The organism is Pedobacter sp. (assembly GCF_041645105.1).
Lineage (GTDB): Bacteria > Bacteroidota > Bacteroidia > Sphingobacteriales > Sphingobacteriaceae > Pedobacter.
Window position 1 is genome coordinate 110,226 of the sequence record NZ_JBAZQQ010000003.1, and the last position, 18,806, is coordinate 129,031.

Sequence of the window (18,806 nt, forward strand, 5' to 3'; positions counted from 1 at the left end):
GTCAACCATTTTTGAAACTAAACCAGATTGTCAAATGTACAATTTTTACACTAAAATTTTATGTTGGCCTAACCGCTTCATATCAAAAAAACAGTTCATGCGGATTAAACTTACTACCGTTTTATTAATCGCAACGATGATGCAGGTAAGTGCAGGAGGATTTGCACAAAAACTTACGCTGAATCAGTCTAAAATAACTATTAAACAGCTTTTTAAGGAGATTAAAAAGCAAACAGGTTATGATGTCTTTTATTTACCCGAAATGGTGAAAGATAACAGGAAAATTCCTGGCAATTTTTCCAATACACCACTAGTGGATGTTATGAAGAAGAGTCTGGAAGGACAAGGTCTGATTTTTACCATATTTGAGAAAAGCATTGTAGTGAAGAAAGAGGAAGAATCTCTGATAGATCAGTTTCTAAGTCAGTTTAAAAAAATTGATATCCAAGGGAAAGTGTTAGATGGAACGAATAATCCATTACCTGGTGCATCAATAAAAGTAAAGGGAAGCACTAAAAGTACTTCCTCTAATCAGCTTGGAGAATTTGTTTTGCAGGATATCAATGAAGACGCAGTGTTGATAGTTTCTTATATGGGATTTAAAACTCAGGAAGTCGGTGTAGGTTCAAGAACAAAATTCAATATTATTCTGGTTGAAGAAAAAACTGACCTTACAGAACTTGTTGTTATTGGTTATGGTAGTCAGCGAAAAATAGCCACAACAGGAGCAATTGCATCCGTAAAAGCAGAGGAATTAATGAAAACCCCTGCTGTTAATGTTGCCCAGGGTTTACAGGGAAGGGTACCTGGTGTTCAGGTTACACAAAACTCGGCTGCTCCAGGTGGAAACATCAGTGTACGTATTCGTGGTGCTAATTCCATTAACGGAAGTTCAGAACCCCTTTATGTGGTGGATGGAATACCCCTAACCAATTCTGGAGGTATCAATGAGATCAGTTCCTTATCTGCCATTAATCCTAATGATATTGAGTCCGTTGAAATCCTTAAAGATGCCTCTTCAACAGCTATTTATGGCGCCAGAGGTGCCAATGGAGTAATGTTGATTACTACTAAAAGAGGTAAAGAAGGAGTGTCTCGTGTAAATTATGAAGGATACTATGGGACACAGCAAGTCAATAAAAAATTAGATCTGATGAATGCAATGGAGTTTGCAACATTAGAAAATGAAATCTACAAAACCACTGTATATCTAGATCCTAGCTCTTTAGGAGAAGGTGTAGATTGGCAGGATCTCATGTTTAGATCCGCTCCAATGCAAAGCCATCAGGTGTCATTATCGGGAGGGAATCAAAAAACTCAAATGATGCTTTCATTAAATTATTTTGATCAGAAAGGCGTTGTTGTAGCTACGGATTTTAAGAGATATTCTCTCAGATTGAATTTAGATCATCAAATTAGTAATCACTTTAAGGCGGGTATCAGTATTTTAGGTAGTTATAATATAAATAACAACCCTGCACCCGCTGTAACGGATTTTAATGGAATTGTAAACACTGTTTTAGGGGCAACAATTGGCGCACCACCAACACTCCAGCCGTATCGTGAAGATGGTAGCTTTTTCCCATTTTTTGATCAAATGGGCGGGCGTTATAAGGAAGTAATCAATCCATTGGGCTTAACCATGAGGCTTAACAGACAAACGTTAAACCGGACATTAACTAATTTATTTGCAGAAGCGAATATCATTCCGGGTTTAAAGTATAAAGCATCTTTGAATATGGTACTTTCTAATGGTCTGGAAGATTTTTATTCCCCTCTTTCCAGATTGTCTCTTTCTGAAATCAATGCAAGCTCTGGCAGTGCTAAAAAAGAAAATACAAATGCTATCGTATTGCTACATGAAAGTTTGCTAACCTACAATAAGCAATTTGGAGAAGATCATACTTTAAATATTACTGGATTATTTTCCAGTCAAAACAATTTAAATAATAGAAATACAATCAATTCATCTGGTTTCCCTAATGATGCAACAACAAATGAAGCTTTAGAACTTGCACTAACATCAGCTGTGTCAAGTTCCCGTTCTCTTGAAGGACTAGATTCATATATGGCGAGAATTCACTATGGTTTTAAGAATAAATACTTCTTAGATGTTACAACAAGGGCAGATGGTGCGACAAAATTTGGAGAAAATAATAAGTATGGTTATTTCCCGTCGATAGCGGGAGCATGGAGGATTAAAGAAGAAGCCTTTATGAAAAATATTGATTTTATCAGTGATTTGAAGTTGAGAGTTAGTTACGGAATTACAGGAAATGCTGCATCAGTTGACTTATACAAATCACTGCCATTAGTTGCACCCGGTGGTGGTTATGCATTTAATCATATTTATCTAAGTAGTATCAGTCCAAAAGCGATTGCCAATAAAGATTTGCGTTGGGAAAAATCAGCACAGTCAGATCTTGGATTAGACATCGGCTTCCTTTCTAATCGGATCAATGTAACTGTAGATATTTATGACAAGAATACCAAAGCTCTGCTCTACGTAAAAAGTCTTCCTTTATCCTCTGGTTACCCAAGTATGACCGGGAACTTTGCGGGGATTGACAATAGAGGAGTTGAATTTTCTGTAAATGCAAAAGTGTTGGATAAGGAGGTTAAATGGAATCTTGCCGGAAACATTAGTTTTAACCGGAATAAGATAACAAATCTAGATGGTGGTCTAACGAATGAAATGTTTGTTAACAACTACACCATTCTAAAAGTTGGATCGCCCATGGGTTTGTTTAAAACCTATGTTTTTGACGGAATTTATCAAACGGGAGAAGCTATCATTGCCAAATCAGATAGTCGTACAGGTGGAACTAAGATTAAGGACTTGAACAATGACGGGGAAATTACAGCATTAGATCAGACTATTACCGGAGATCCAAATGCTGATTATATATTCGGAATATCAACAGATGTAAATTACAAAAACATAGATTTAAGTTTGTTCATTTCAGGTAGTCAAGGTAATGATATTTACAACATTAGCCGATACACCTATGAAAACCCATTAGGACAAAGGAATACATTGGGTGGAGTGCGGGATCGTTGGACACCTACAAATCCATCAAATGATTTTGTTAGCGGATTTCAAGGAGGACGATTGCCTATAACTGATAGGTTTATAGAAGATGGTTCATTTATTCGTTTCAAAAATATAACATTAGGGTATACTTTACCAATAAAAAAGGTGCTTTCGAGTTTAAGAGTATACTTTAGTGCAAATAATTTATTTACCATTACTAAATATAGCGGTTATGATCCCGAGGTAAACTCATACGGTAATAGCAATACGCAGATTGGAGTAGATAACTTAGTTTATCCGGCAGCGAAATCATTTATTGCAGGTATTCAGTTAGGTTTATAAAAAAGAGGAGCCATGAAAGTATTTAATCATATATCGAGCTATCAATATAGCGCGCTTAAAAAACAAAATAACATGACCAGGATATTTTATCTAAGCTTATGTAGTATAATCGTACTCAGTTTGCTATCGGGATGCCGTAAACTTGATGAAACACCTTATTCATCCATTTTTATAGAACAATTTTATAAAACTCCAGCAGATGCCGAGGCAGCAATAAACGGGGCCTATAGTGAAATGGCAGACTTATATATCGGACCATCTGCTATATTGGTTCCTGATTTTAGTGATGACCAAACTTATCCGCGCCCGGTTGTGGGCAGGAATACTTTAACATTATTTATATATGATCCGGAATACTCAGTTCAAAGTAGTTTTGACCGGATTTCAGAATCCCCTTTGAACATCTGGCAGAAATGCTATTCTGGAATTGAAAAAGCAAATTGGGTACTGGAGAAAATACCAGGAATTGATATGCCTGAAGCCAGGAAAAAGGAAATCCTTGGTGAAGCATACTTCTTAAGAGCTTTTTTTCACTGGATGCTGGCTAAAAATTTTGGAGAGATTCCAGTTAAAATTAATGCGAGTAAATCATTAGAAGAAGCATATGTTGGGAAAAGCGTTAAAGCTGAAGTTTATAAACAGATCTATGCTGATCTGGATAATGCGGTTCTTAATCTTCCTTCTTATACACCTGCAGGAACAGTAAAAGGAAGGCCCAGTAAAGAAGCAGCAGAAGCGTTGTACGCGAAGGCCGCTTTGTATAATGAAGACTGGCTTACAGCACTTGAAAAAGCAAAACTTGTAATTGGTAAAGAAAAATATACGTTAATGACTAACGTATATGACCTTTATGATGTAAGTAAGGAAGATGTGGCCAGACAAGAAAATATCTGGGCATTTGAAGGTGAAAGTGTAGTGCCTGGCAATTCAAGTAATGCTTTATCTCTGTATGGACCTGCAAGCAGCGCAGCCCCTGCATATGGTAAATCTACTTTCGGGTCGATATTTGCCTATCAGTCCTTTTACGATTCTTTTAGTGTAAATGATCAACGTCGCACACAGCTCCTTGCTACCAGTTATATCAATAAAAGCGGAGCGGTAGTCCCTCAAGATAAAATTACTCCCATTACACCTAAAGCTGTTCTCGTTAAAAAATATATGGATGCTAATTCTGTAGGATCGAAAACTAGCGGCAATGTACCCATTATAAGACTTGCTGATGTTTATTTAATTGCTGCAGAGGCAGAAAACAGATTAAATGGTCCAATCAATGCCTATCAATATCTTAATAAAGTGCATAAAAGAGCTACTGGGGTTGATGTGGTTGCAGGTTTAACGCAACCTCAATTTACCGATGCTGTGTTACAAGAAAGGGCCTGGGAGTTTTTCTCTGAGGGAGACAGGTGGTACGACCTTACACGTACAGGGAAATTCTTAACCGTTATACCAGCTGCAGTTAATGATGTGTTTCCTGTTAGAACAGTGCTACCCAAACACAAATATTTCCCTATTCCACAGTTGGAAATTAATGCCAATCCAAAAGTGGATCAAAACCCTGATTGGAGATGATGAAAAGCATAACTACTCTAGTACTGCTGTGCCAGATCGCTTTATTTTTTGCTATTCCGGCAATTGCGCAGGAGAAGGAAAGTTATGCCACAACGCAGGCCTTTGAATTCTCAACAGACAAAGGCCTGCTATTAAATGTTGAATTACTATTAGATAAGTCGAAGAATCCAATTTATTACTCGGCACATATAGCCACTGAAGTCTGTTCAGACAGCTTATGTAAACCTATTGATTTAACAGTTTACTGGGATTTAATGGGTCGTTTTTCAGACTATCATACACGAGAGGACAGACCCTTAACTAAATTTGATCACATTGAATTTACCAGGGCGGATGGTAAAAAGTTACGGGATATATTAAAAGATGAACGATCTATGCTCAAGGATTACGAAGCTGAAGATATGATAGATCGTAGTGTTAAAGTACATTCTAATAAGATGGACGCAGTAACCGGGGCAACAAGTAAATCATTTCAAGATGTGATCGTTCCGGGAGCGGTCTATACCGTTCATACCCTATGGCATATCGTTAACGGTGGAGTAGCTGATAAAATCCTGGGACATACTAAAAGCATATTAAATGAGACACTGATCAGGTGGATGTTAAGATCGGGGAATCCTAGTTATCAGCATTTTATTTTAAAGGAATTACCGAATGATAAACTAAAGCCTTTTTCTAAAGATATGATTAGTTTGATTGGAAGTAAAGACGAGTTTACACCTCATCTTGCAATAGATAAAATACCAAAAGAACTATGGTTAGATACTGCTGTTCAACAAGAAATACTGAATTACTTATCTAATGTACATCTGGAGTTGCAGAATTCAATATTGCTGAAATTTAAGGATTTAAAACTTGGATCTGCTGAATTGATGATCTTACTTCGTCATGTGGACAAATTAAACGCTAACCAGATTGAAAAGGTAGTGAACATCTTTTTAAACAACACTGAATTTATAGACGAAAACTTGAAAAAGGAATTGTCTGCATTATTAATAAATCCGAAGCCCGAAGTCGCTCAAGGGGCCAAAGAAATTTTAAAGAGCATAAAGAAATAAGTAAAATTAATTTTAAAGTTATGACTGATAACAGAAGAGATTTTTTAAAAATGTTTGGATTGGGTTCGGGTGCATTATTAATTAACCCTACAACTGCACTTAGTGAAGTGAAGAAAAAAGATGGTTCGGCTTTTGATCCACAAAAAGATGTATTTGCAATTAGAAAACTTACTACAGATGTACTAATTGCGGGGGGAGGGATGTCAGGGGTATGTGCGGCACTTGCAGCAGCCAGAAATGGTTCAAAGGTTGTTTTGATTCAAAATCGCTCACGATTAGGAGGCAATGCCAGTAGCGAGATCAGGATGCACATTTGTGGCGCAACCCAGCTAAAACAGGTATGGAGGGAAACTGGGATCATAGAAGAAATCATGCTAACTGAGTCGGTAACCAACCCACAGAAGTCGTATGAAGTATTTGATTATGTAATGTATGATAAAGTTATTTCGGAAAAAAACATCACCTTGTTATTTGATACAATGCTTTTTGATGTTCAAGCAAAAGGGAATCGTATTACACTTGCAAAGGCTTTCTGTTCTGCAACTGAAGAATTATATGAGATAAACGCGAAGTATTACACTGATTGTACAGGTGACGGTACGCTTGCTGCACTCGCTGGCGCTGAATTTATGACCGGACGGGAAGCTAAATCTCAATGGGGTGAATCACTAGGTTTAGAAAAGGCGGATAAGATCACAATGGGGAATAGTATATTGTTTATGGCAGAAGAGCAAGACAAACCTGCGCCTTATATTCCTCCTACATGGGCTAGAAAATATACTTTTAAGGATTTTGAGTATCGGAAAATAAGATCCTGGGAATATGGCTATTGGTGGTTAGAGCTAGGTGGTACAGCAGATATTATAAAAGACGGACAAGCGTTACGTCATGAATTGCTAAGTGTTTTGTTTGGTGTTTGGGACTATATTAAAAACTCAGGTAATCACCCCAAATCCGAGAACTGGGCACTATCCTGGATAGGTGCAATTCAAGGTAAAAGAGAAAGCCGAAGAATTACCGGAGACTATGTAATGATTCAAAAAGACACGCAATCGCCACAGTTATTTGAAGACAGAATAGGTTACGGGGGATGGCCATTAGACGACCACTTGCCTGCAGGTATGGACGACACCTCGTTAAATCCGTTTAGATCTATTCCTTTAAAAGGACCTTACTCTATCCCTATGCGCTCGTTATACAGTAAAAGTTTTGACAATCTATTAATGGCTGGCAGAAATATAAGTGTTTCTCATGTTGCTTTATCTACTACAAGAGTAATGGCAACTTGTGCAGTCTTAGGGCAGGCAGCAGGAACTGCAGCAGCACTTTGCGTCCAAAAGAATATTACGCCTAAAGCATTATGTGCCAATCCAAAGCAAATCTCGGATTTGCAACAGTTATTGTTAAGACAAGATCAGGCAGTACTGGGTGTCAGTAATACAGATCCCAACGATTTAGCAAGAAAAGCACAGGTAAAGGCTTCTTCAGAAACTACTGATGGGAAAGCAATTAATGTGATTGATGGAATAAACAGGGATGTAGCTGATGGCAGCTCGCATCAGTGGCGTGCCGACATAGATGCAGGGGAAGTGTGGATTGAATTGAAATGGAACAAGCCAGTTGATATTTCTACAGTAGAATTTACCTTTGATACAGGGTTGAACCGTTTCTTGCGCATATCAGGAGAAAAGTCTGTAATGAAAAATCAGGTAAGAGGTGTACAACCTGAAACAGTTTCTGATTATAAAATAGAAGGCAGAATGGGGGATAAAGTTGTACATGAGTCTCATGTTAAAAATAATTACCTGAGAAAAGTAGTACACCAGATTCCGAAGACAAAAGTAAATTCAGTTCGGATTGTAGTACAAAAAACACATGGTGATAAGTTTGCTAAAATATTTGAAATCAGGTGTTACCAATAATTCTAGAATATAAAACCTGTATAAATCAAGCAATTTCTTCTTATACTTTAGTGTAGTTTTTATAAACTGCATTAAAGTATAAGAAATATTCATATTTTCGTGTACGTAACCGAAACTCGATATAGGAGATCGTTACAGTTGAAATTTTTCTAACTAGTAGTAATTATCATGTATATGAAACAGAAAAGAAGTATACTAACCGGCTTGATACTTTTAATTGTCATGGGTTTTACGTCAAATACAGGCTTTGCACAGTCTAAAAGTAATGGCTCATCGGTAAGAGAAAAAGCTGATCTAAAAGTTCTGAGAAATATCAGGTATGGGGAACAAAGAACCGATCTTAAACAAGACACTACTTCCGACAGGGTTTTAGATTTATATCTACCATCAGCTAAAAAAGAGAAATTACCCGTATTTGTATTTATTCATGGAGGAGGTTTTAGTGGTGGAGATAAATCGGGCACAAAAGCGTTATGCTCAAAAATAGCTTCATATGGGTATGCTGTAGTTTCAATCAACTACTTTCTCACCCTAAAACATGAAAAGGTTTCAGGTGCAAGTTGCTCAGGAAATATGTCCAGAGGACTTCCAGTAAAAGGATTTCATCCTAAATTGAAAGAGGCAATAAAAACGGCTTCTGAAGATACTCAGTTAGCACTTAAATGGATTAAGGACAATGGAAAAGAGTATGGCTTTGATACTCGTTTAGTAGCTATTTCAGGAGGATCTGCGGGGGCAATGACAGCTTTGTATACTGCTTATGTTTCCAATCAGAAAGCTTTGCCTATTAAAGCTGTGGTTAATCTGTGGGGAGGCTTAGAAGATTCAGATCTTATAAAAAAGGGAGCAGCACCATTGCTAACGTTTCATGGTGACCAGGATAAACTGATCCATGTTGATTATGCCTATGATTTGGATAAAAAAATGAAAGAAAAAGGTAATCAAGCTATAACAAATATATACGAAGGTAAAGGACATGCCATATATGGTTTTATCACTGCTGAAAAAACGGATGAAATTGATGCTTTTTTGAAAAAAAATCTTTAGTTGTTCATTTATAGGCTATTTTTTATTAGAAATGTCGCGTTTACCCATTATTATTGTCGTATACGCACACTAATTGCAACATATTTATTGACTAAATTTATATTTTCACCCGGTCATTCTTAGTAAGGGAAAACGGCTGTTTACAATAATGCGATTCCTGCAGCATTTACATTAGCAGAGCGTGTTGTTAGTCCAAGCGGAGTAATCATGGCCATTTACAAGCGGGCTGGTGAAGTTAAGACTGGTATTGCCGGTGCTTAAGGATATTTTACTTTATTTACAAATATTATTGCTCATTTATGAAAGATTTTGATTGGACTTCCTTTACCAAAACTATTGCGGTTAAGGCTTCTTTAACAGATATTTATAATGCCTGGACGAAGGCAGAGGAATTGGAAAAATGGTTTCTCCAACAAGTGATTTTTACTAATGAAACTGGGGTGATCATTGGTCCGGAGGAGAATGTTACGGCTGGATGTACTTATAATTGGTTTTGGTATTTATATGAAGATTCAATGCCTGGTGTAATAAAAAAAGCAAATGGGAAAGATTTTTTGCAATTCAGTTTTGAAGGGAAGTGCCTTGTTGATGTGACTTTAACGGAGAAATCAGATTATACTATCGTAACCTTAAGGCATTATAATATACCTCAAGACGATAAATCTAAGCAGTTCATCAGACTTGGTTGTGCAAGTGGTTGGGCATTTTATCTGGTTAACCTGAAATCTTTTTACGAGGGTGGATTGGATCTTAGAAATAAAGACGAGTATTTGCAACCCATGATTAACAATTAAAGCAGGCTCTATCTAAAAATATGTTATCAAGAAAGAGAAGATATTTCCTTTGATCCCACTACTCTAAGAAAGATTTTAAACGTGATTCATTTACCTCTACATTTGATTTACTAAAGGGAGATCAATTAAAAAGTACACATAAAAGTTTTGACCCAAATGAGTTCACTTTGAGCTGTAATTACCGCCTCTATGTTCTTGTAGGCTAAAGGATTCTCTTCAATTGATCCACCAATTAAGCTGACACCTGCATTTGCCAACATCTTTTTCATGGCAGAAACAGTCATGCTATCTTTTGCTTTTTGTCGGCTCATAGTACGACCTGCATCATGCGAAGCTGAATATAAGGCATCTTCCAAGCCTTTACCCGATACCAGGTAGGCTGGGTAGTCATACTGCTTGGAATCCAACCAGGCCAATTGTTGCGCATGACGAGGAAGCTTGCAAGAGTGGAACGCAAACCTCTGCTTCCTGAGTGAGACAATAAAGCCACATACTTTTTAGCTGGTAGCCCTTATGTATTATCTGGTAGCATTTTAATCTCACCAAATTCAACAAAGTGGTTGCCATTACCAGAGGTTCCCATTGTCTTACGGCCTTTCCGCGCAAGGGTTTTAAAATGGAATCTCATTGAATAGAGGACTATCCAAAACTTCGCGTTCCTGTCTTACATCTAATCCACCTTCCATACCGAAATGAGTATGGTTTTTTGAAAGCGGTGTCATAATTCCTAGATATTTAATTGCTAACAGATTAGGAATTAGATGCCAATATAGAGTGTTGCAGTCACCTTCTATATTGGCGTAGCTTTGATAATGGACTAATCTCACCGTTATCTCTGCTTACCCCATTTAGCCTCAAGGAAATCAATTGTTCCAGTGATCAATTTCTTTAATACATCAAGATTAATGTCTTCCAGTTTTTTCACATATATACAACCTTTACCCATAGTAAACCTTCCCAGTTGTTTAAGCAGTTCTTCCTGACCTGGTGCTCCACTATAAATATATAAAGATATGGCAGCCTTACGTGGTGAAAATCCAACCAATGGCCAATCTCCTTCTTGTCTGCTCTTTTCTGATTTATAATGATAAACACCGTAACCTATCATTGTTGGTCCCCACATTTTAGCTTCATAGCCTGTATGTTCTTTCATCAACTTTAATAGTTCGAAACCGTCTTGTTTTTTCTGTGGAGTAGATGTAAAGGCATCAATAAATTCTTCTACACTGGATTCGGTTTGGGTAGTTTTAATGCTCATATTGCTGTACTATTTAAATTGATAACAATATAAAGATTGATTACGATTTATTTAAATACTTGTTAGGAATATTTTGTGGGATATAATGAGTGCCATAAGCTGCATTCATCAAAATGGAAACGAGCCCATAAATCAGATCTTCTGATCTTTGAAACTGGGGTAGAAGTCCCATCATGGCATAGCTTATTGGATTTACTGCAGGTATAAATGTTTCCCAATCATAACCTTTGCCCCAAATGATTCCTTTTACTGTATAATGCAAATCAGCCGATTCTGAAATAAGATAATTCATTACATCTATACACTTATTTCCATTCTGATTTACTGTATGAAAAATTGCTGTTTGTCCACCAAATCCATTTTCATCATAACCTGCTGATAAATTAATATCTAAACCATATTTAACCAGCATTTTAGCACATGATAAATGGTTGTATTCTGCTGAAATATGAAGTAGCGACGCTTCTAACAACGGTGTAAACGCAGACTTAAATGAATACCTTTTTTGTAAGATTTTTGGATTCTCTTTTAATTCAGCTTCAAGCATTTTGCTGTCATCTAACAATACTGCTAACAAAGCAACATCATCAAATTCTAAACTATGTTCAGTGAAGGCTTTGATACATTCTTTGAACTTCGGTCCCCGGGAATATTGGCTAATCAGTTCATAGATTAACGGTTTATTGTTGAACTGCAAATTGGGATCAACTCCTTTTTTAAAGCATTCTCTGATTCCATTTACTGATAATAGTTCAAAATCAATTAATATTTTGCTTAAATAGTCCATAAACTATTCTCTGAAATTCATGACAAAAATGACTACTGCTGCCATAAAAAGAGCAGTAGCAAAAATCATTATATTTACACTTAAAGAATTGTTAGAAGTATTCCAGGCATAATTGGTACACAAACCTGCTAGGACGAGCAAGATTCCAGAAACAATAAAATTTCTTCTTTTCTTCATGGAAACTCTTATCTTATTGGAATTAAACAATCTAGGTTTAAAATTGTTTCGTTATTGCCTTGTACAGGATAGGATCGAGTTCATATATATCCTTATAATAATGAATAGTTCCTTTAGTGTCGACTCCAATTGTGTAATAGTCTATTCTAATAGGTACCTGTTGTGGTAAGTCAATAAACTTAGCACGGGGATAACCATTTGCCATTGCATTTTTGATCAGTTGATATTTGGGGCTTTTGTCGAATAACACATCGGCAAGCTCAAGTGGTTTCTGGACCCTTACACATCCATGACTTATTGCACGCATTGGCTGATTAAATACTTTATGTGGGGTGTCGTGAAGGTAAACACTACTTTTATTCTCAAATAGAAATTTAATCTTTCCTAGGGCATTTTCTACCCCTGGTTGTTGCTGGAATGAGTATTCATCAAGATTAGCGGTAGACCAGTTTATCGATTCAGAATTTCGAATAAGTACACCTTTTTTATATACCTTAATATTGCTATTGGATAGATAATAGCGATCCTGAGCAGCATTTTTACTCGTTTCATTACGTGCAATACTTTGTGGAATATTCCATACAGGGTTGACTTGTATTCTAAATATCATACTGCCTAACTGAGGAGTTTCCCATTGTCCTTTTTCGCCAACGCAAACTCTCATCTGGAGCATTGATTTTCCTTTATTGATCACATCAAGACTAAAACTTGGAATATTTACAGACACATACTTTTCATCTGCAGGTCTGTTTTTCCAACGTAAGCGTTCCAGATTTACAATTAAGGATTCTCGGATTTCATCTGTCGCAGTTGAGCCATTTTCATTTGTGGCAAGTAATGCCTTTTGCAATTTTATATAAGTAGGGCTTTTTGGCTGAATACTGTCTAAATATTTCTTTAAGTCCTTGATTTCAAACACATGCATTATGGTAATGCTATCCGCTTGCAAGGTAGGTGTACTGTATTGGGTATCGGTATATATATTCCCCGGATTTACAAGGCCGAATTGTAGAATCATACTATACCTGATGAGGGCGGTTACAGTAGCGAGTTCTAACTTTACTAAATTTTGATAGGTTTTAAGTGAATCTGAGGTTTTTGAAGCGTTGAACGCTGCTAGTTTTTCTTTTATATCAGGGATATAAAAAAGATTGGTATCTAATCCGTGTTGATCTGATTTTTCTAAATAATCGAATAATATCTGTAGGTTTTCTTCTGGAAGAAATTTAGTAACCAAAATTGGTTGGTAATTTACAGTTTCATATACTTCGGTAATCAATTCAGAATAGGGGAGCAAGAGCTTTTTTTTGTTTAAGAGTTTATTAAACTCGCCTTGGAAGTCTAAAACTTTTGATTTTATGTTATCATTTGAAAGATGGAGAGAGGGTTTTTGCGGAACACTCATAACAATATTTCGTTTTGTTCCGCAAGATAAAGACAAGCTTGTACAGCATAACAATAGAACTATTGCTGGTTTATACAAGCTTTCTTTCATGATAATGCCTATTTCGATTTCAATAATCAGCGTAATTCGCTGTTATCAAAACATTTAGACGATAAAAATTGTTTTATCCGTGACTACAATGGTAGAGAAAGTAACGGGATATTATTACTTGATGCCATCACTCTGGTTCTGCTTTTATGTATCAAAGAAGCCCAGAAGCCATAACGATATGGAACCATAATCAGTAAATCAGCTTGTATAGATTGCATTTCAATATTTATAGCCTTTAAGATCTCATTTGATTGGACATTTTTATATTGATAGCTAATACCTTTAAACTCTTGCTTTATCTCTTGCAGGTGATTGCTGATTTGTTCTTGTTTTAATTCGGCAACTTTATTAGAAACATGAAATACTTCTACCTTTGCTCCGAAATCCTGGGAAATGGATTTTACCTTCTCTAAAACCTCTTTATGAACTCCTCGTACAATATCACAAGCAAAAAGTATATTTTTGATTCCTTTATACTTAACAGACAGTGGTATCGCCAATATTGGGAATTTAAGTCGATGTAATGATTGGGTGGTTGTATTTCCTAACAAATCCTGTTCGAATGACTTCTGCGCCATACCCAAAACAACCAGATCTGCACAGTGTTCTTCATAGCATTTTGGAAGTTCCTCGTAGAAATCACCCATTGCAAAATATGGACGTACTTTTATGCCATAATCAGCTGCCAGTTTTGCTGAAACTATGTTTAGTTTTTCCTGATACTTTTTTACCAGTTGATCTAATCCTTCTGGTGAAATCCTTGAATTAAGCGCATGAATCGAGATGTTTTGTAAAGTAAAAAGTATCACTTCATATTTACCATCGAAAGCGGCAGTGGCAGCGTAATGCATCGCATTATCTGCTTCTACTGAAAAATCAGTTGCAACAATTATTTTCTTCATTATTCTATCATTATACCCAATAATACAAGTTATGTTGGTGCATTTTGGAAAAATTATACCCAGATGAATTATTTGATGATTGAACCGTAATAAACAATTCCTGAAATGTATTTATCTTAATGATGCAAGAAGAAGCTTAGATATTTAAAAGCTGTATTAAGGTCCTCATCTCATGAAAAACTATAGCTCCATGATCTGTTAATTCTTGTTGATTATAGCCGTTTGTTAACCCGTATACCCTAAATCCTCCGGTTCTCGCTGCTTCTATACCTGCAAGACTATCTTCAATAACAACACATTCAGACGGCGAAAAACCCATAGTACTTGCCGCATGTAAAAAGATATCCGGATCCGGTTTCCAGCTATCTATATCATAAGAACTAAAGATCCTGCTTTCATCAAAAAAAACACTTAAACCAGTTAGCCCTAAGTTAAGTTCAATTTTTTCTCTTGGCCCACTAGAGGCAACGCAATAGGGTAATTTTAGACTTTCTAATAATTCTTTTACACCTGGAATGGGTTGTACACCTTTTCTGAATTCCTCGTAAAGTCTTACTCTAAATCTTTTTTCAAAATCTTCGGGAAAAGTAATGTCTGACCGTTGCTCCAAAATTCTGATACTTTGTAATAGCTGTCTTCCACTAAATAACCTTATGGCTTCTCCCGTGTCCATATCTGCACCATATTCACGCGCCATATCAATAAGAACAGAAACTAAGGTAGATTCTGTATCAACAAGTACGTTATCGCAGTCGAATATGATACACTTGATTTCCGTATTATGATTTATATTGTTCATTTGCGACCAATATGCATAAAAGATTGGCGTAATTTAATATTATATTTAAATGTGATTTTAAATCAACCAAATATTTCATATTGATTAACCAACACAAATGAAAAAACATATTAGTATACTGAATCCTGTTTTATCAGTGATGGTGTTTATTGGAATGCTATTCATTAACTCAAAAACACTTTATGCACAGGAAAAAGAAACTCCAATAAATACTGATCCCATACGAACATCCTGGTCGGCCAAAGTTAACCCAGATCTGCCTTTACCTGAATACCCGAGACCACAATTGGTAAGAAGGGATTGGCAGAATTTAAATGGCAAATGGAACTATAGCATCACAAAGGGTAAACTTGGGAATATACCGGGTTCTTTTGATGGAGAGATCATTGTTCCTTATCCAGTTGAATCGGTATTGTCTGGCGTTGCAAAAAGTGTGGGCAAAGACAAGACTCTTTGGTATAAAAAGACAATTAGAATAAACAAAAACATAAACAAAGAGCGTGTCTTATTGCATTTTGGCGCTGTTGATTGGAAGTGCGAATTGTATGTCAATGGCAAAAAGGTAGGAGAACATGAGGGAGGCTATGATGCTTTTTCATTCGATATTACAAGGTTTTTGACAAAATCCAGTTCTCAGGAGATTGTACTTGGAGTTTGGGACCCATCTGATGAAGGTCCACAGCCCAATGGAAAACAGGTAGTGAAACCCAGGGGAATCTGGTATACACCAGTAACTGGGATTTGGCAAACAGTTTGGCTTGAGGGCCTACCTGCCACTTACATTGTTGGTACCAGGCATACTGCCGATATTGATGGGGGTAAGATGCAGGTTCAAGCAAATATTGAAAATGTGAAAGCAGGTGATAGACTAGAGGTTAATATTTTGGATGGGAATCAGCTGGTAGACAAAGTAGGTGCAAATGCTGGTGAAATGGTTTCGCTCTCTGTACCCAATGCGAAACTCTGGTCGCCAGACACACCTAAACTTTACAATATTGAAGTAAAGGTATTGCGGAATGGAAAGGTAATAGATCGGATTTCATCTTATTGTGCAATGCGAAAAATCTCAATGGGTAAAGATGCACAAGGTGTGCAGCGTATGTTGCTAAATAATAAATTTGTATTTCAATATGGCCCTTTAGATCAAGGCTGGTGGCCTGATGGTTTGTATACAGCACCAACGGATGAAGCCTTACTTTTTGATGTGATGAAGACAAAGGAAATGGGCTTTAACATGATTCGTAAGCATATTAAGGTCGAACCTGCCCGGTGGTACCACCATTGCGACCAGATAGGATTATTGGTTTGGCAGGATATGCCAAGTGGTGATTTAGGTGGTAATCATTGGGACATGAGACCTGGATTAACTTCTGGTAAGAATCATGATAAAATCCGTACAGCAGAATCAGAAGCTATTTATCGTACAGAACTGAAAGCAATGATGGATGGGTTATACAATTTCCCTTCTATTGTAGTTTGGATACCATTTAATGAAGCTTGGGGACAATTTAAAACTGTAGAAATCACAAATTGGACAATGCAGTATGATCCATCTAGACTGGTAAATAGTGCTAGTGGGGGTAATTTTTTTCCTGTCGGTCATATCTTCGATATTCATAATTATCCCGAAGCATTGATGCCTCGTGCTGATTTATTTGGTGATAAACAGATATTGGTTCTGGGCGAGTTTGGTGGATTAGGTTTACCAATTGAAGGACATACCTGGCAAAAGAAAGACAATTGGGGATATCAGAGTTTTAAAACAAAAGAAGAGCTTAAAAAACGTTATGCAGGTTTGGTTAAAGACTTGCTGCGCTTGATCCCACAAGGGCTGTCTGCTGCTGTTTATACACAGACTACTGATGTCGAGATTGAAATAAATGGTTTGATTACTTATGATCGGAAAGTTGTTAAAATTCCAGAGGCTGAATTGAATGAAATGCATAAACAGCTTTATAAATAACTTTTGTTGTTGGCATTATCTTTTGCTATTCAATTATCATAAAAGCTGAAGATTTGAATATAATATGGTAACTGAAATTAATTACATTAAAAAAGCGACTGGCTTTACCACCAGTCGCTTTTTGCTTCGGAAATTGAATACCCTTAATTTACACGTTCAAAATGGAAACGTAAAGGCATAGTTTTCATTACCGGAACATCGCCGAAAGAATTATACATCTCATAAGTATTAGAAAGGAAATCAGTTGGTTCATAATCCCTTATAGTAACTTCAAGAATATCCTTACCACTCTCGACAAATACACGCAACCCCACGTCTGTTGAGCGTATTTTTTGTTTAAGTGTAGAAAAGAATACATTTGCTGTCGACAATTGTACCAGCTGCATTTTTACAGATGGTGGAGGAAATCCAGCTTCTTGTAAACGTTCAGTTACTTCTCCTTTATCTGTAATTGTAGCAGTTCTGAAATAGTTTTTCAAATCTCCAGTCATTTGTACTTTTAAAGTAGTCTCATCAATAATAATCAAATCATTGGTGTTATTTTTTGGAAACAAAGCTTCATCATCCATACCCCAAATATTCTCTATAATCCAATTTCTATTAGTAAACGCCTTGTACTTCCAGGTACCTTTTAGCCTGCTAAAGTTACTGCCTTCAATTTTGATATTGGTTCTGTTGTAGTTACCTGCTACAAAATGGTTACTTTTTGGAGCAACCCTTAAAGCGATAGTCGTTTTACCAACCTCTTGCTTTAGGAATTTAAGCTTGAGTGTAGCTCTTAGTTTTCCAGCAGGAACTACAAACTCCTTTGGTCCATCAAAACTAAAATGTACACCTTCAACAGCTGTTGTAGTGCCAGGAATTAGCTCGACAGGTATTCTCATTTCAGTGGGTGAAATAAAAGGGCCTTCTGCAGCTGTTAAAGTCAGGTTAACATCAACAGTTTCTGTCATACTTAGATTTCTAGATTCAAATGAGTAAATCAGAATATCTTTTGGGCCGATAGAGACTTCTGTAAATAGCATGTTCCCCGCATTTATGCCAGAAGGAATTTTCCCTAAGGTCGCCTTGAAAGACTTGTTTAGGTCAAATGATGGTTTAGCCGTCACTTTTACCTCAGCAATAGTTGAGCCAGCCCGGATAATGAAAGCATCCGCTGAAATATCAAAATCATCACCAGGTATTGCCGTACCACTTATAGTAAACGGAATGTTTACATCAGAAGAAACAGGAGCAGTTGTAACAATTTTCATAGTTAACTCGCCCGATTGCGGGATACTGTAAGTTGTCGTCTCAAACTCTAGTATATTCTCTCTTTTAGAAAGCTCATCATCTTTTCCACATGACATAAGTGTCATAGTGGCTAGAAGGGCAGCCCCAAGTATATTTTTAAATTTTAATAATCTATTGTTATTAAACATCATTTTGTTTTTATAATTACTGTTTAAAATAATGGCGACTATAAATTGTCCCATTCATCACGTTTTGCATCCAGAATATCTCGCTCATCATCAGTAAGAAAAGTAGGAGCTGGAATAGCATAATTTAAGATATAGCCATCTTGTTTAGGTGGCACTTCATTTTCCTTTTTACAAGCTGCAAAGGTCAATACGCCCAATGCAATAGCCGCTAATATTAATCTATGTTTCATGGTCAGTT

General features: G+C 36.6%; 16 protein-coding genes. 7 read left to right on the forward strand and 9 right to left on the reverse strand.

Annotated elements, in window-relative coordinates; all coding sequences use genetic code 11:
* The first annotated feature begins 97 nt into the window (after nucleotides 1-97).
* The 6 genes from WC623_RS10555 to WC623_RS10580 all read left to right on the forward strand — a co-directional run bounded on the left by WC623_RS10555 (nucleotide 98) and on the right by WC623_RS10580 (nucleotide 9,766).
* The gene (locus tag WC623_RS10555) at nucleotides 98-3,376 is read left to right on the forward strand and encodes a SusC/RagA family TonB-linked outer membrane protein (protein WP_372850740.1); all 3,279 of its coding nucleotides are present in this window, start codon (nucleotides 98-100) and stop codon (nucleotides 3,374-3,376) included.
* 12 nt (nucleotides 3,377-3,388) lie between these two features.
* A complete protein-coding gene (locus tag WC623_RS10560; RefSeq protein WP_372850742.1) occupies nucleotides 3,389-4,945 on the forward strand; it encodes a RagB/SusD family nutrient uptake outer membrane protein in 1,557 nt (518 codons plus the stop codon).
* Nucleotides 4,942-6,003, forward strand: coding sequence for a hypothetical protein (locus WC623_RS10565; protein WP_372850744.1), 1,062 nt, complete (start codon nucleotides 4,942-4,944; stop codon nucleotides 6,001-6,003). The genes WC623_RS10560 and WC623_RS10565 overlap by 4 nt, the downstream gene beginning before the upstream one ends.
* A 20-nt stretch (nucleotides 6,004-6,023) precedes the next feature.
* On the forward strand, nucleotides 6,024-7,925 hold the full coding sequence (locus WC623_RS10570) for an FAD-dependent oxidoreductase (RefSeq protein WP_372850746.1): 1,902 nt from the start codon (nucleotides 6,024-6,026) through the stop codon (nucleotides 7,923-7,925).
* 174 nt (nucleotides 7,926-8,099) lie between these two features.
* A complete protein-coding gene (locus WC623_RS10575; RefSeq protein WP_372850748.1) occupies nucleotides 8,100-8,972 on the forward strand; it encodes an alpha/beta hydrolase in 873 nt (290 codons plus the stop codon).
* A 299-nt stretch (nucleotides 8,973-9,271) separates the two neighbouring features.
* Entirely contained in the window at nucleotides 9,272-9,766 is a 495-nt protein-coding gene (locus WC623_RS10580) for an SRPBCC domain-containing protein (protein WP_372850750.1), read from the forward strand.
* A 125-nt stretch (nucleotides 9,767-9,891) separates the two neighbouring features.
* Here the strand turns inward: WC623_RS10580 and WC623_RS10585 are convergent, their stop codons facing one another.
* From WC623_RS10585 to WC623_RS10615, 7 genes are all read right to left on the reverse strand, one after another.
* Nucleotides 9,892-10,173: an RtcB family protein gene (locus WC623_RS10585; RefSeq protein WP_372850752.1), complete on the reverse strand. Its 282-nt coding sequence runs from the start codon at nucleotides 10,171-10,173 to the stop codon at nucleotides 9,892-9,894.
* Nucleotides 10,174-10,595: 422 nt separating this feature from the next.
* Complete coding sequence (locus WC623_RS10590) at nucleotides 10,596-11,024, reverse strand: DUF1801 domain-containing protein (RefSeq protein WP_372850754.1); 429 nt, start codon at nucleotides 11,022-11,024, stop codon at nucleotides 10,596-10,598.
* A 40-nt stretch (nucleotides 11,025-11,064) separates the two neighbouring features.
* Nucleotides 11,065-11,811: an ankyrin repeat domain-containing protein gene (locus WC623_RS10595; RefSeq protein WP_372850756.1), complete on the reverse strand. Its 747-nt coding sequence runs from the start codon at nucleotides 11,809-11,811 to the stop codon at nucleotides 11,065-11,067.
* A gap of 3 nt (nucleotides 11,812-11,814) precedes the next feature.
* Nucleotides 11,815-11,988 (reverse strand): hypothetical protein, encoded by a 174-nt coding sequence (locus WC623_RS10600; RefSeq protein WP_372850758.1) that lies wholly within the window; start codon nucleotides 11,986-11,988, stop codon nucleotides 11,815-11,817.
* A 37-nt stretch (nucleotides 11,989-12,025) separates the two neighbouring features.
* Nucleotides 12,026-13,393, reverse strand: coding sequence for a L,D-transpeptidase family protein (locus WC623_RS10605; RefSeq protein WP_372850760.1), 1,368 nt, complete (start codon nucleotides 13,391-13,393; stop codon nucleotides 12,026-12,028).
* Between the two features lie 173 nt (nucleotides 13,394-13,566).
* Nucleotides 13,567-14,385, reverse strand: coding sequence for a universal stress protein (locus WC623_RS10610; protein ID WP_372850762.1), 819 nt, complete (start codon nucleotides 14,383-14,385; stop codon nucleotides 13,567-13,569).
* A gap of 136 nt (nucleotides 14,386-14,521) precedes the next feature.
* On the reverse strand, nucleotides 14,522-15,184 hold the full coding sequence (locus WC623_RS10615) for an HAD family hydrolase (RefSeq protein WP_372850764.1): 663 nt from the start codon (nucleotides 15,182-15,184) through the stop codon (nucleotides 14,522-14,524).
* Between the two features lie 97 nt (nucleotides 15,185-15,281).
* Between WC623_RS10615 and WC623_RS10620 the strand changes: the two genes are divergently transcribed.
* Nucleotides 15,282-17,147, forward strand: a complete 1,866-nt coding sequence (locus WC623_RS10620; protein ID WP_372850766.1) for a glycoside hydrolase family 2 protein — start codon at nucleotides 15,282-15,284, stop codon at nucleotides 17,145-17,147.
* Between the two features lie 143 nt (nucleotides 17,148-17,290).
* On the opposite strand, the gene WC623_RS10625 is transcribed toward WC623_RS10620, so the two are convergent.
* The gene (locus WC623_RS10625) at nucleotides 17,291-18,622 is read right to left on the reverse strand and encodes a hypothetical protein (protein ID WP_372850768.1); all 1,332 of its coding nucleotides are present in this window, start codon (nucleotides 18,620-18,622) and stop codon (nucleotides 17,291-17,293) included.
* Nucleotides 18,607-18,798: a hypothetical protein gene (locus WC623_RS10630; protein ID WP_372850770.1), complete on the reverse strand. Its 192-nt coding sequence runs from the start codon at nucleotides 18,796-18,798 to the stop codon at nucleotides 18,607-18,609. The genes WC623_RS10625 and WC623_RS10630 overlap by 16 nt, the downstream gene beginning before the upstream one ends.
* Between the last annotated feature and the right edge of the window lie 8 nt (nucleotides 18,799-18,806).

Coding starts and splice junctions, on each gene's coding strand:
- WC623_RS10555 (WP_372850740.1), top strand. CDS start 98: ATGCGGATTAAACTTACTACCGTTTTATTAATCGCAACGATGATGCAG.
- WC623_RS10560 (WP_372850742.1), top strand. CDS start 3,389: ATGAAAGTATTTAATCATATATCGAGCTATCAATATAGCGCGCTTAAA.
- WC623_RS10565 (WP_372850744.1), top strand. CDS start 4,942: ATGATGAAAAGCATAACTACTCTAGTACTGCTGTGCCAGATCGCTTTA.
- WC623_RS10570 (WP_372850746.1), top strand. CDS start 6,024: ATGACTGATAACAGAAGAGATTTTTTAAAAATGTTTGGATTGGGTTCG.
- WC623_RS10575 (WP_372850748.1), top strand. CDS start 8,100: ATGAAACAGAAAAGAAGTATACTAACCGGCTTGATACTTTTAATTGTC.
- WC623_RS10580 (WP_372850750.1), top strand. CDS start 9,272: ATGAAAGATTTTGATTGGACTTCCTTTACCAAAACTATTGCGGTTAAG.
- WC623_RS10590 (WP_372850754.1), bottom strand. CDS start 11,024: ATGAGCATTAAAACTACCCAAACCGAATCCAGTGTAGAAGAATTTATT.
- WC623_RS10595 (WP_372850756.1), bottom strand. CDS start 11,811: ATGGACTATTTAAGCAAAATATTAATTGATTTTGAACTATTATCAGTA.
- WC623_RS10600 (WP_372850758.1), bottom strand. CDS start 11,988: ATGAAGAAAAGAAGAAATTTTATTGTTTCTGGAATCTTGCTCGTCCTA.
- WC623_RS10605 (WP_372850760.1), bottom strand. CDS start 13,393: ATGAGTGTTCCGCAAAAACCCTCTCTCCATCTTTCAAATGATAACATA.
- WC623_RS10610 (WP_372850762.1), bottom strand. CDS start 14,385: ATGAAGAAAATAATTGTTGCAACTGATTTTTCAGTAGAAGCAGATAAT.
- WC623_RS10615 (WP_372850764.1), bottom strand. CDS start 15,184: ATGAACAATATAAATCATAATACGGAAATCAAGTGTATCATATTCGAC.
- WC623_RS10620 (WP_372850766.1), top strand. CDS start 15,282: ATGAAAAAACATATTAGTATACTGAATCCTGTTTTATCAGTGATGGTG.
- WC623_RS10625 (WP_372850768.1), bottom strand. CDS start 18,622: ATGGGACAATTTATAGTCGCCATTATTTTAAACAGTAATTATAAAAAC.
- WC623_RS10630 (WP_372850770.1), bottom strand. CDS start 18,798: ATGAAACATAGATTAATATTAGCGGCTATTGCATTGGGCGTATTGACC.